This is a genomic window from Nonomuraea sp. NPDC049486, from assembly GCF_040676925.1.
Taxonomy (GTDB): domain Bacteria; phylum Actinomycetota; class Actinomycetes; order Streptosporangiales; family Streptosporangiaceae; genus Nonomuraea; species Nonomuraea ferruginea.
Genome location: NZ_JBFAPV010000002.1, coordinates 223,859 through 236,659 on the forward strand (window position 1 = coordinate 223,859; position 12,801 = coordinate 236,659).

The 12,801-nt window shown below is 74.5% G+C and carries 10 protein-coding genes, 2 pseudogenes and 1 riboswitch; of the genes and pseudogenes, 7 read left to right on the forward strand and 5 right to left on the reverse strand.

Features of this window, described 5'->3' with window-relative positions:
- Positions 1–4 precede the first annotated feature (4 nt).
- The 6 genes from AB0K05_RS05965 (at position 5) to alc (ending at position 6,256) form a co-directional block, all read left to right on the forward strand.
- Positions 5–865 carry an FAD binding domain-containing protein gene (locus AB0K05_RS05965; RefSeq protein WP_271275352.1) on the forward strand — a complete coding sequence of 287 codons (861 nt, stop codon included), beginning with the start codon at positions 5–7 and terminating at the stop codon, positions 863–865.
- The gene (locus AB0K05_RS05970; RefSeq protein ID WP_148032756.1) at positions 865–1,335 is read left to right on the forward strand and encodes a (2Fe-2S)-binding protein; all 471 of its coding nucleotides are present in this window, start codon (positions 865–867) and stop codon (positions 1,333–1,335) included. The genes AB0K05_RS05965 and AB0K05_RS05970 overlap by 1 nt, the downstream gene beginning before the upstream one ends.
- Positions 1,332–2,726 (forward strand): 8-oxoguanine deaminase, encoded by a 1,395-nt coding sequence (locus tag AB0K05_RS05975; RefSeq protein ID WP_271275351.1) that lies wholly within the window; start codon positions 1,332–1,334, stop codon positions 2,724–2,726. Before AB0K05_RS05970 ends, AB0K05_RS05975 begins: the two co-directional genes overlap by 4 nt.
- Before the next feature lie 46 nt (positions 2,727–2,772).
- Positions 2,773–3,915 (forward strand): glycerate kinase, encoded by a 1,143-nt coding sequence (locus AB0K05_RS05980; protein WP_271275350.1) that lies wholly within the window; start codon positions 2,773–2,775, stop codon positions 3,913–3,915.
- A gap of 94 nt (positions 3,916–4,009) precedes the next feature.
- Positions 4,010–5,311: an allantoinase AllB gene (gene allB / locus AB0K05_RS05985; protein WP_271275349.1), complete on the forward strand. Its 1,302-nt coding sequence runs from the start codon at positions 4,010–4,012 to the stop codon at positions 5,309–5,311.
- Positions 5,312–6,256 carry an allantoicase gene (gene alc / locus AB0K05_RS05990; protein WP_271275348.1) on the forward strand — a complete coding sequence of 315 codons (945 nt, stop codon included), beginning with the start codon at positions 5,312–5,314 and terminating at the stop codon, positions 6,254–6,256.
- Here the strand turns inward: alc and pknB are convergent.
- The 5 genes and pseudogenes from pknB to AB0K05_RS06015 all read right to left on the reverse strand — a co-directional run.
- Entirely contained in the window at positions 6,253–8,142 is a 1,890-nt protein-coding gene (gene pknB, locus AB0K05_RS05995; RefSeq protein WP_271275347.1) for a Stk1 family PASTA domain-containing Ser/Thr kinase, read from the reverse strand. The genes alc and pknB overlap by 4 nt on opposite strands.
- A 197-nt stretch (positions 8,143–8,339) precedes the next feature.
- Positions 8,340–9,095: a thiazole synthase gene (locus AB0K05_RS06000; protein ID WP_148032750.1), complete on the reverse strand. Its 756-nt coding sequence runs from the start codon at positions 9,093–9,095 to the stop codon at positions 8,340–8,342.
- Positions 9,088–9,288: a sulfur carrier protein ThiS gene (thiS, locus tag AB0K05_RS06005; RefSeq protein ID WP_148032749.1), complete on the reverse strand. Its 201-nt coding sequence runs from the start codon at positions 9,286–9,288 to the stop codon at positions 9,088–9,090. The genes AB0K05_RS06000 and thiS overlap by 8 nt, the downstream gene beginning before the upstream one ends.
- Positions 9,285–10,169, reverse strand: a pseudogene (locus AB0K05_RS06010) (FAD-dependent oxidoreductase); the annotation flags it as partial. The pseudogene AB0K05_RS06010 and the gene thiS, both read right to left, overlap by 4 nt.
- A 462-nt stretch (positions 10,170–10,631) precedes the next feature.
- Positions 10,632–10,895, reverse strand: a pseudogene (locus tag AB0K05_RS06015) (FAD-dependent oxidoreductase); the annotation flags it as partial.
- Positions 10,864–10,980: riboswitch (TPP riboswitch) on the reverse strand. Its footprint overlaps the pseudogene before it by 32 nt.
- Positions 10,981–11,636: 656 nt before the next feature.
- Between AB0K05_RS06015 and AB0K05_RS06020 the strand changes: the two are divergent.
- A complete protein-coding gene (locus tag AB0K05_RS06020; RefSeq protein WP_364227064.1) occupies positions 11,637–12,800 on the forward strand; it encodes an FAD-dependent oxidoreductase in 1,164 nt (387 codons plus the stop codon).
- The last annotated feature ends 1 nt before the right edge of the window (position 12,801 follow it).

Below are 12,801 nucleotides of genomic sequence, written 5' to 3' on the forward strand. Positions count from 1 at the left end.
AGCGATGGAATTCCTGCGCCCCACCACGTGGGCCGAGGCGCTGGCCGCCAAGGTGGACCAGCCGGACGCGGTGCCCATCCAGGGCGGCACCGACGTCATGGTGGAGATCAACTTCTCCGTGCGCCGCCCGCCGGCCCTGCTCGACCTCACCGCCGTGCCCGAGCTGGCCACCTGGTCCCTGGACGGCGGCCGGTACCGGATCGGCGCCGCTGTCCCGTACAGCGTGATCATCGGCGAACTCGGCGGCGCGCTGCCGGGGCTCGCGCAGGCGGCGCGGACGGTCGGCTCGCCGCAGATCCGCAACCGCGGGTCGGTCGGCGGGAACCTCGGCGCGGCCTCGCCGGCGGGCGACAGCCACCCGCCGCTGCTCGCCGCGGGCGCCGCCGTCGAGGTGGAGTCGCGCGAGCGCGGCGTCAGGATGATCCCCGCCGACGCGTTCTACCTGGGCGTCAAGCGCTCCGCGCTGCTCCCGGACGAGCTGATCAGGGCCGTGCACGTCGAGCCCGCGGCCGGGCCGCAGTACTTCTCCAAGGTCGGCACCCGCAACGCCATGGTGATCGCCGTCTGCTCGTTCGCCGTCGCGCTGCACCCGGACGAGCGGCGCGTCGGCACCGGGCTCGGCTCGGCCGCGCCCACTCCGCGCCGGGCGCGGGAGGCGGAGGAGTTCCTGGCCGCCGAGCTCGACTGGTCGGCGCCGCTCCAGCCGGCGCTGCTGGCGCGGTTCGGCGAGCTGTGCGCGGGCGCCGCCGCGCCGATCGACGACGTGCGCGGCACCGCCGGCTACCGCCGGCACGCCATCGCGGTGCTGGCCCGCCGCACGCTCACCTGGGCGTGGCACGACCATCTGGAGAGGAGGGCGGCCTGATGAGGGTGACGTTCACGGTCAACGGCCGCGAGGAGACGGCCGAGGACGTGTGGGAGGGCGAGAGCCTGCTGTACGTGCTGCGCGAGCGGCTCGGCCTGCCCGGCTCCAAGAACGCCTGCGAGCAGGGCGAGTGCGGCTCCTGCACGGTCTACCTCGACGACGCGCCGGTGTGCGCCTGCCTGGTCGCCGCAGGTCAGGCCCAGGGCCGCCGGGTCCGTACCGTCGAGGGCCTGGCCGAGCGGGGGCTCGACCCGGTGCAGGAGGCGTTCGTGGAGACCGGCGCGGTGCAGTGCGGCTTCTGCACGCCCGGCCTCGTCGTGCAGGCCCACGACCTGCTCGAACGCGTCGAGCGGCCGTCCGACGCGGAGATCCGCGAGGCGCTGGCCGGCAACCTGTGCCGGTGCACCGGCTACGAGAAGATCCTCGACGCCGTCCGGCTGGCGGCCGAGCGCAAGGCGGCGGCCCGGTGAGCATCCTCATCGAGAACGCGTATGTCGCCCCCGTCGCCGGCCAGGAGATCGAGCGCGGCTGGATCCTCGTCGACGGCGACCGGATCACCGCGCTCGGCCCCATGGACCGGCCGCCCGCCGCCGACGGCGCGACCAGGATCGACGCCACCGGCTGCCTGGCCACCCCCGGCCTGGTCAACACCCACCACCACCTCTACCAGTGGGCCTCACAGGGGCTGGCCCAGGACGCCACTCTGTTCGAGTGGCTGGTGGCGCTCTACCAGGTGTGGGCCGCGATGGACGCCGAGGTCGTCAGGGGCGCCGCCGGGGCCGGGCTCGGCTATCTCGCGCTGTCCGGCTGCACCACTTCCAGCGACCACCACTACGTCTTCCCCAAGGGCCGCGGCGACCTGCTCGCCGCCGAGATCGAGGCCGCCCGCGAGCTGGGCATCCGCTTCCACCCGGCCCGCGGCTCCATGGACCGCGGCCAGTCGAGGGGCGGGCTGCCGCCGGACGTGGTCGTGGAGGAGCTGGACGAGATCCTCGCCGCCACCGCCGACGCCGTGGACGCCTACCACGACCCGTCCCCGTCCTCGATGCTGCGGATCGCGGTCGCGCCCTGCTCGCCGTTCTCCGTCAGCGGCGAGCTGATGACCGAGGCCGCCAGGCTCGCCCGCGACAAGGGCGTGCGGCTGCACACCCACCTGGCCGAGACGCTCGACGAGGAGGAGCACTGCCTGGCCCAGCTCGGCATGCGCCCGGTCGATTACATGGACAAGCTCGGCTGGCTCGGCTCCGACGTGTGGGTGGCGCACGCCGTGCACCTCAGCGACGCCGACATCGCCAAGCTCGCCGCCACCGGCACCGGCTCCGCCCACTGCCCGTCGTCCAACGGCCGGCTCGGCGCCGGCATCGCCCGCGTGTCGGAGATGCTGCGGCGCGGCGCCAACGTCGGGCTCGGCGTCGACGGCAGCGCCTCGTCGGAGCTGACCGGCCTGGCCGGGGAGATGCGCCAGGCGCTGCTCTTCCAGCGGGCCCGCTACGGCCCCGCGGCGCTCACCGCCCGGCAGGCGCTGGAGATCGCCACCCTCGGCGGCGCCCGCAACCTCGGCCGCCAGGACGAGCTCGGCACGCTGGAGCCCGGCAAGCTCGCCGACCTGGCGCTGTGGCGGGTGGACGGGCCGTTCACCGCCGCCGTGACCGACCCGGTCTGCGCGCTCGTCTTCGGCCCGCAGCTGCCGCTGGCCCGGCTGCTGGTCGGCGGGCGGACCGTGGTCGAGGACGGCGAGCTGCGCACCGTCCCGCACGACGCCACCGGCCGGGCCGGCGCCGACGCCCACCGCCGGCTGCTGCGGATGGCGCGCGAGCAGGGCTTCGCCGCCTCGCGTGAGCTCCCGGACGCGCGGATGTGATGATGGTGGATCTCGCCGCCATGTCGCCCAAGACAGGAGTTCCCCAGTGGTCCAGCACGTCCTCGTCGCCCCGGACAAGTTCAAGGGATCGCTGACCGCGGCCGAGGTGGCCGCGACCGTCGCCGCCGCTCTCGGCGTCCCCGCCGTCGAGCTGCCCGTCGCCGACGGCGGTGACGGCACCGTCGACGCCGCCGTGGCCGCCGGGTTCGACCGCGTGACCGTACGGGTGACCGGGCCCACCGGTGAGCCCGTCGACGCCTCGTACGCCAGGCGCGGCGAGACCGCCGTCGTCGAGCTCGCCGAGGCGTCCGGCCTGCGCCGCCTCCCCGCGGGGCCCGAGCCGCTCACCGCCACCAGCCACGGCACCGGCGAGCTGATCGCCGACGCCGTCAAGCAGGGCGCCACCCGGGTCGTGCTCGGCCTCGGCGGCAGCGCCTGCACCGACGGGGGCGCGGGCATGGTCCAGGCGCTCGGCGCGCGCCTCCTCGACGCCGGTGGCCGCGAGCTGCCGCGCGGCGGCGCCGCCCTGCGCGACCTCGACCGCGTCGACGTCTCCGGCTTCCTCGACGTCTCCGGCGTCGCCTTCGTGGTGGCGAGCGACGTCGACAACCCGCTGCTCGGCCCGCACGGCGCCGCCGCCGTCTACGGGCCGCAGAAGGGCGCCACCCCCGAGCAGGTCAAGCTGCTCGACGCCGCGCTCGGCCGGCTCGCCGCCGTCGCCACCCGCACCCACGGCCTGGCGGGGGCCGTCGAGCACGACGACACGCCGCGCGCCATGGGCGTCGCGGGAGCGCCCGGCGCGGGCGCGGCCGGCGGCGTCGGCTTCGCCGCGCTCGCCTTCCTGCACGCCGACATCCGGCCCGGCATCGACTACCTGCTCGACCTGCTCGGCTTCCACGAGCACGTCAAGGGCGCCCGGCTGGTGATCACCGGCGAGGGGTCGCTCGACGAGCAGACCCTGCGCGGCAAGGCCCCCGCCGGCGTCGCCCGCGCCGCCGCCGCGGCGGGCGTCCCCGTCGTGGCCGTCTGCGGCCGCCGCACCCTCACCGACGAGCAGCTGCGCGAGGCCGGCATCGAGGCCGCGTACGCGCTCGCCGACCTGGAGCCCGACCTCGGCCGCTCCATGGCCGAGGCCCGCCCGCTCCTCGGACGCCTCGCGGCCCGGCTGGCCGCCGACCGGCTCTCCTGAGGCGGGCCCGGCAGGAGCCCGCGTCCAGGGAGCGCAGAACGAGCAGAGAACGAGCCCAGAACGAGCAGCGAACTAGCGCTGAAGGAGCACGCCCGTGTACGACCTCGTGGTCCGATCACGCAGGACCGTCACCCCGGACGGCGAACGGCCCCTCGCCGTCGCCGTCCGCGACGGCCGGATCGCGTCCCTGCACGACCACGCTGCCCCGCTGGACGCCGCCGAGGACGTCGACCTGCGCGACCTCGCCCTGCTGCCCGGCCTCGTCGACACCCACGTGCACGTCAACGAGCCCGGCCGCACCCACTGGGAGGGGTTCGCCACCGCCACCAGGGCCGCGGCGGCCGGCGGCGTCACCACGATCGTCGACATGCCGCTCAACGCGCTCCCGCCCACCGTCAGCGTCGCCGCGCTGGAGGCCAAGCTGGCCGCCGCCGGCGGGCGGTGTCACGTCGACGTCGGCTTCTGGGGCGGCGCCGTGCCCGGCAACCTCAAGGAGCTCCGGCCGCTGCACGACCGGGGCGTGCGCGGGTTCAAGTGCTTCATGTCGCCGTCCGGCGTGGACGAGTTCCCCGAGCTCGGCCTCGGGGAGATCCGGCGGGTCATGACCGAGCTGGCCGGGTTCGGCGGGCTGCTGGTCGTGCACGCGGAGGACCCCGCCCTGCTGACCGGCTGCGCCGGGCCCGGCTACGCCGCGTTCCTGGACTCCCGGCCGGAAGCGGCCGAGCGCGGCGCCGTCGAACAGGTCGTCCGGCTCGCCCGCGAGACCGGCGCCCGCGCGCACATCCTGCACGTCTCCGGCGCCGGCTGCCTCGACGTGCTGGAGGCCGCGCGGGCCGAGGGCCTCCCGGTCACCGCCGAGACCTGCCCCCACTACCTGACCCTCACCGCCGAGGACGTGCCCGACGGCGACACGGCCTACAAGTGCTGCCCGCCCATCCGCTCCGCCGCCAACCGCGACCGGCTCTGGGACGGCCTCGCCCGGGGCGTGCTCGACTGCGTCGTCACCGACCACTCGCCGTCCACCGCCGACCTCAAGGTGCCCGACTTCGCCGCCGCCTGGGGCGGCGTCTCCTCACTCCAGCTCGGGCTGCGCGCCGTCTGGACCGAGGCGTCCCGGCGCGGGCACGGCCTCGGCGACGTCGTGCGCTGGATGTCGGCCGCCCCCGCCCGGCTGGCCGGGCTGCGCGGCAAGGGCGGCATCGAGCCCGGCAACGACGCCGACCTGGTGGCCTTCGACCCCGACTCCGCCGAACCCGTCGACGCCCGGCGGCTGCACCACAAGAACCCCGTCACCCCGTACCAGGGACGCCGCCTCAGGGGCGCCGTGCTCACCACCTGGCTGCGGGGCAGGCCCGCCGACGACGTCCCGCACGGGACCTTCCTGCTGGGAGCGTAGATGCGCGACTTCACCCGCCTGCCCGACCTCGCGCTGCGCCGCCACGGCGGGTCCGTGATCGCCGCCAGTGACGAGTCGTTCGCCGGGAAGGAGAACCTCATCCGGCCCGGCAGGCCCGCCTTCCAGCCCGCGACGTTCGCCGGCACGGGCCAGGTCTACGACGGCTGGGAGACCCGCCGCCGCCGCGGCCCCGGCCACGACTGGGCGATCGTCCGCCTCGGCCTGCCCGGCGTGATCCGCGGCGTGGTCGTCGACACCGCCTGGTTCACCGGCAACCACCCGGCGCACGCCGCCGTCGAGGCCGCCCACGTGCCCGGCCACCCGTCCGCGGCCGAGGTGGAACGGGCCGGCTGGGTCACGATCGTGCCCATGAGCCCGCTCAAGGGCGACAGGGAGCACCCCTTCGAGGTGGCCGACGAGAGCCGCTACACCCACGTACGGCTGAACATGTATCCCGACGGCGGCATCGCCCGGCTGCGCGTGCACGGCGAGGCCCGCCCCGACCTGTCCGTGTGGGACGGGCTCGGCCTCGACCTCGCCGCGCTGGAGAACGGCGGGCTGGTCACCGCCTGCTCCGACGAGTTCTACTCCTCGCCCGGCAACGTGATCGCCCCGGGCACGGCCCGCAACCAGGCCGAGGGCTGGGAGACCGCGCGCCGCCGCGACGGCGGCAACGACTGGCTCGTCATCCGCCTGGCCGGACGCGGCCGCGTCAGCCTCGCCGAGATCGACACCACGAACCTGGTCTTCAACGCGCCCGCCGCCGTGACGCTCACCGGCCTCGACGGCGACCGCGAGGTCCCGCTGCTGCCCGGGACGCCGCTGCGACCCGACGCGCCGCACCGCTTCCGGCTCGGCCCGCACGACCCCGTCGACCACGTACGCGTCGACATCCACCCCGACGGCGGCCTGGCGCGCGTGCGGCTCTGGGGCCACCTGGCCTAGTGCCAGAGGTGGACCTCCGAGCCCGGCGGCCGCTCGGAGTTGGGCCCCGGGCGCTGGAACCGCACCACGCCGCTGTTGGACAGGTTGTGCACCCGCACCCGGAAGCCCTGCGCCTGCAGCTCGTTCTTGGCGTCGTTGATGCCCTTGCCCATCACGCCCGGCATGATCCGGAACTCCTGGTCGTCGCGGGCCTCGTTGTCGCCCCGGAACCAGTGCCAGAAGTCGGTCTCGCAGCGCGCCACCGTGACCATCGCCGGGATGCCCTGGTCGACCTCGGACTTGGGCTTCGGCGACTGCGCGATCACGGTGCACGGCTCGGCGTCGTCGTCGACCTCGTTGACCTGCACCTGGAAGCCCTGCTGCGTCAGGAACGCGGCCGCCTCGTCCTTCGGCATGCCGGACACGTCGGGCATGACCAGGCCGGCGCTCACGTAGATGTCGACCTTGGCGCCTTCCTTGACCTTCTCGCCCACCTGCGGCGAGGTGCGGATCACGTGGTTGCGCTGCACCTCGAGGTTCTTGACGCGGCGCATCTTGCCGACCGTCAGCCCGGCCTCGCCGATCGCCGCCCTGGCGTCGTCCTGCGTCAAACCGGCGGTCTTCGGCACCAGCACCCGCTTCGGGCCCAGCGAGGGCACCAGCGTGATCGTGGTGCCGGCCTCCACCTCGGTGCCGTGGACCGGCTCCATGGCCAGCACCGACCCCTCGGCGACCTTCTCGTCATGGCGGCCCTCGACCCTGGCCACCTGGAAGCCCTGCGCCCGCGCGCTGCGCTCGGCCACCGCGAGGTTCTTGCCCACCAGATCGGGCACGATCTTGTAGCTCTTCTGCGCGAAGTAGAGCCCGGTCGCCGCCACCGCACCCACCATGATCACGGCCAGCGCCGCCAGGAACCAGACCGGCTTGACCCGGCCGCCCCGCGAGCGCGCCGGCGGAGGCGTGGGGACCTCCGCGCGCGGCTGGATCAGGGTGTGGGCCGGAGCCGCCGGCGGGCTGGTGAACGCGCCGGTCGGACGCGCCTGCTGCGCGCCCGACAGCCTCGGCAGCGTCCGGTGCGCCTCGACCGCCTGCACCAGCATCGCCGTCGCGTCCGCGGGGCGGTCGTGCGGCTCGCGCGCCGTCGCCTGCGCCACCAGCGTGTCGATCAACGCCGGCACGTCCGACGCCAGCGACGACGGCGCGGGCACCGTGTCGTGCACGTGGCGGTAGGCCACCGACATCGGCGTCTCGCCGTCGTACGGCTGCCGGCCCGTCACCAGCTCGAACAGCATGATGCCGGCCGCGTAGACGTCACTGCGCACGTCGGCGCCGCCGGTCGTCACCTGCTCGGGCGACATGTAGCCGATCGTGCCGATCATCACGCCGGTGCGCGTCTGGTTGGTCGCCTCGATCGCGCGGGCCAGGCCGAAGTCGACCACCTTGATGCGGCCGTCGTCGGCCAGCAGCACGTTCTCGGGCTTCACGTCACGGTGGACCATGCCCGCCTGGTGGGCGGCGCCGAGCGCCGCCAGCACCGGGATCATGATCTCCAGGGCCTCTCGGGCGGGCAGCCTGCCACGGTCGCGCAGCACGTCACGGAGCGTCTTGCCGGGCACGTACTCCATCGACAGGTAGACGACGTCGCCGTCGGTGCCCTGATCGAAGACGTGCACCACGTTCGGGTGCGAGAGGCTGGCCACCGACTTCGCCTCGCCGATGAACCTGCGCACGAACGCCGGGTCGTCGGCCAGCGAGCGGTGCATCACCTTGAGCGCGACGGTCCGGTCCAGCCGGATGTCGAGCGCCAGGTAGACAGTCGCCATGCCACCCCGGGCGATCCGGGACTCGACGCGGTAGCGCCCGTCGAGCAGCCGACCTACCAGAGGGTCCGCAGTCGTCGTGTCCACCCGGCTGAGTTTACGGGCGTTTCGCCCCCGGGAGGGCCTGACCATCCGAAAGTGATGCCGACCCGTGCCGTTCCGTGACGCAAGCGTACTCCTGGGCCGGCGGAGAACCGCATTTCCGGGGCTCGTACCGCTCCCGGAAGTCCCTGGGAAGAAGTTCTCCTGGAAGGCCCGTGGGCTTTCCAGGAGAACCGGCACCGTCAGGGAGACATCGGGGACGAGGCCTCCGCGTACCGGCGGCGGGGGATCCGGCCGGCCAGCCGGGCCGCCCGCCCGGCCTGGACGGCCGACCGCATCGCCGAGGCCATCAGCTCGGGCCGCTGCGCCCGGGTGACCGCCGTCGCCAGCAGCACCGCGTCGCACCCCAGCTCCATCGCCAGCGCCGCGTCGCTGGCCGTGCCGATGCCCGCGTCCAGGACCACCGGCACCCCGGCCGCCTCCACGATCAGCTCGATGCTGTGCGGGTTCCTGATCCCCAGCCCGGAGCCGATCGGCGAGCCCAGCGGCATCACCGCCGCGCACCCCGCCTGCTCCAGCCGCCTGGCCAGCGCCGGGTCGTCGCCGATGTACGGCAGCACCACGAACCCGTCGGCCACCAGTCGCTCCGCCGCGTCGAACGTCTCGATCGGGTCCGGCAGCAGCGTCCGCTCGTCGGCGATGACCTCCAGCTTGACCCAGTTCGTGCCCAGCGCCTCGCGCGCCAGCCGCGCCGTCAGGACGGCGTCGCCGGCGGTGAAGCAGCCGGCCGTGTTGGGCAGCACCTTGATGCCGCGCCGGCGCAGCACGTCGAGCACCGACCCGCGGGCGTGCGGGTCGAGCCGCCGCATCGCCACCGTGGTCAGCTCGGTGCCCGACGCCTCCAGCGCCTGGTCCAGAACCTCCAGCGAGGGGGCGCCGCCGGTGCCCATGATGAGCCGGGAGCCGAACTTCTCCCCGGCGATGACCAGATCATCCACCTTGCACCGCCGTCAGCACCTCCACGCGGTCGCTGTCGCGCAGCGCCGTCGTCTCCCACGCGCTGCGGGTGACCACCTCGTCGTTCACGGCCACCGCCACGCCGGTGGCGGACTCGGTCAGGGACCGTACGGCCTGCGCGACGGTCATGCCCTCGGCCACCTCGCGGGCGGCCCCATTGATCATCACATTCATGAAACATCCTTGAATCTCGCCGGTGAGCACAATGTCGCGAGGTCGGCCTCCTCGCCTTCGAGGATCGCGGCGGTGAGCGGCGTCAGCAGCACCCCGCCACGATGGTGACCGGTCGCCAGCACCAGCCCCGGGATCCCGCTCGGCCCGATGACCGGCAGGTTGTCCGGCGTGCCGGGCCGCAGCCCCGCCACCACGTCGGCCACCTCCAGCTCCGTGACGCCCGGCACCAGCTCCCTGGCGTCGCGCAGCAGCTCGTAGACCCCGCCCGCGGTCACCCTGGTATCGAAGCCCAACTCCTCCTGGGTGGCTCCGACCACCAGCTCCCCGTCGCCCCGCGGCACCAGGTAGACCGGGTTGCCGTGCACGGTCCCGCGCACGCACCGTCCGATCAGCGGCTGGGGCGACCTCAGGCGCATGATCTGCCCCTTGACGGGCCGTACCGGCACATCCGCCAGTTCCCCGCTCCACGCCCCCGCCGCCAGCACCACCCGCTCCGCGACCAGCGTCTCGGGCTCCCGTCCCCGCGGCACACCCGGCGAGATCCCGGGGATGGCGCCCGACTCCGGAGGGGCCAGCCGTACGCCGGACACGCGGTCGCCGTCACGCAGCAGCTCGGTCACCCGGGCGCGCACCACCGGGACGCCGAGCCGCTCCAGCGCGGCGAGCAGCGCCGCGGTGACGCGGCGAGGATCCACCCACGCGTCCGTACGGGCCAGCAGCCCGCCCCGGACGGAGGGCGCCAGCATCGGCTCCAGCCGCCGGCACTCGCGCCCGGTCAGGCGCTCGACCGGCAGCCCCAGTTTCTCCATGAACCCGGCCTGCTCGTCGAGCATCGCCAGGTCATCGGGACCGAACGCGACGTCGAGCGTCCCGTCGTCCCGCAGATCCAGCCCGGCCCGCGCGGCCCCCAGCCGTTCGCTCCCCTCGCCGGATTCCCCGAACCCCCAGGGTGACGGTGACGCGGCGGCCCGCCCGTCCTCGCCGCCGGCCGACGGACGCCTCCCGCCGGCGGACGATTGGTCGAAGGCCGGGAAGAGCCCGTCGCCGGGGACGGCGGACGCAGCCGCCGGGCCGGCGCCCGTGGGCGTGGAACCGGCGTGCCCCGTCTCGCCGTGAGGGGTGACCACGTGGGTGCTCGCGGGAGGAGCGGCGGAGCTCGTGCGCCCGGTCCCGCCGTGAGGGGTGGCCACGTGGGTGCTCGCGGCAAGCGTGCTCTCGGCGGGGACGGCCGAGCCGGACTGCCCGGCGTGAGTGTTCGGGGTGGTGGTCGTCCGAGGGGCGGAGACGCTCCTGTCGGACTGAGCGGTGAGAGTGGTGGCCGGTCCGTCGGATCCGGGAGCGGCGAGTCCGGCGTCGGCGGCGAGGGCGGCGGCGAAGGCGGGCCAGCGGCGCAGGGAAGCGACGCCGAGACGGAGCAGGGGCTCTTCGGTGTAGGCGACCTCGCTGATCGGGGCCAGCATGCCCGCCGCCGCGTAGGAGGCGCCACGGGCGGGAGACGGGTCGACCACCACGACCTCGCGGCCCTGCCTGGCCAGCCGCCAGGCGATCGACAGGCCGACGACGCCGCCTCCGACGATCACATCCATGTCCGCTCCCTTCGCCGGCATGATCCGGATCAGGTGTCTTGCGGTCGAAGGCCCGGTGAAGCCTTCCTCTCAGCCCGGTGACGGCCGGACTCCCGCGCGTCGTGCACCCCCACCTTACGACCTCCCACGACAGACCGGCACGCCGGTGCCGGGGGAGGTCGCCCCACCCGCGCCCGGCCGCCGCCGAGACCGCGAAGATCGCGACCGGGCATCCTTGGAGACCGAGTTCCCGCCCTCACCGACGGCCGGCCGACCGGCCATGGATTCACCGGCCATGGATTCACCGGCCATGGATCCACCGGGCGTGGATCCACCGGGCGGTCCTGGGTCCTCCGGGCGGTCCAAGGCCCTTCGGGCTGCCCTGGGCCTTCGGGCGGTACCGGGCCCTCCGGGTGGTCTCGGCCTTCGGGAGGTTCTGGCCCTTTCGGGCGCTTCTGGGTTCTCCGGGCTGTCCTGGGCTCTTCGGGTGGTCTCGGGCTTCCGTGGGGTTCGGAGCTTCTCGGGCGGCACCGGCGTTCTTCGGGTGGGTCCTGCGGCAATCCTCGGCTGGGCTACTCCGGCAGGGCGCGATCATGCTCGCGGACATAGCAGAGCGGGTGGCTGTCCCGAACCGCCCCTACCCCCGGTGACTTCCGTGGGTGCGTATGTCGTCCGCCCAACCTGCACGGATGATCTCCGTAGGCGAGGAGGTGGAGTGCCAGGTGGGGGAGGAATCGGGGCTCGGGGCGACGCTGTGGGGCGGCCCCCGTTATGGTCGCTTACGTGAATCATGTCGTGGTGGTGGGAGCCGGACTGTCAGGCGTCAGGAGCGTCGAGGCGCTGCGCGCACGCGGGTTCGGCGGCAGGATCACGCTGATCGGGCAGGAGCGCCACCGGCCCTACGACCGGCCGCCCCTGTCGAAGTCCGTGCTGCTGGGCGACGCCGACTCCAGCTTCGTCGACTCCGACCTGGCGGCGCTCGAAGTGGACTTCTGGCCGGGCGTCGCCGCCAAGGCGCTGCGCGAGGGCGCCGTGGAGACGACCGAGGGCGAGCTGGGCTACGACGGGCTGGTCATCGCCACCGGTGCCGAGCCGATCCTGCTCCCCGGTGACGGCCCGCAGCACGTCCTGCGTACCCTCGACGACTCGCTAGAGCTGCGCGCCCGGCTGGTTCCGGGCGCGCGGGTGGCGGTCATCGGCGCGGGCTGGATCGGCGCCGAGGTGGCCACGGCCGCACGCCGGGCAGGCTGCGCGGTGACGGTGGTCGAGGCCGGCCCCGCCCCGCTCACGCACGCCGTCGGCGCCGAGCTCGGCGCCCGCACCCAGCACTGGTACGAGGGCATCGACCTGCGCCTGGACACCATGGTCGCCTCCGTCGAGGAAGGCGGCGTGTCGCTGGTCGGCGGCGGGTTCGTGGACGCCCACGTGGTGGTGACGGGCATCGGCGTCCGCCCGGCCGTCGAGTGGCTGGCCGACGCCGACCTCGATCTGCACAACGGCGTCGTCACCGACGAGCACCTGCGCACGTCGCTGCCGAACGTGGTCGCCGTCGGCGACTGCGCCGCCTGGTGGTCGCGCCGCTTCGGCACGCGGCTGCGGGTCGAGCACTGGGACACCGCGCTGGGCGCGCCCGAGGTGGCCGCCGCGACGCTGCTGGGCGAGGAGGCGGTGTACGACCCGGTCCCGTACTTCTGGTCGGAGCAGTTCGGGCACATGGTCCAGTACGCTGGCCACCACCCGGCCGGCGAGCGGCTGGTCTACCGGGGCGAGGCGACGGGCAAGTGGTCGGCCTGCTGGCTCGCCGGCGACGGCACTCTCGCCGCGGTGCTGGCCGTCGACCGGCCGCGCGATCTCGTCCAGGGGCGCCGGATCATCGAGGCGGGCCACCGGCTCGACACGGAACGCCTGGTAGATCCGGACGTGCCCCTACGGGATTGTGTTGTTTGAG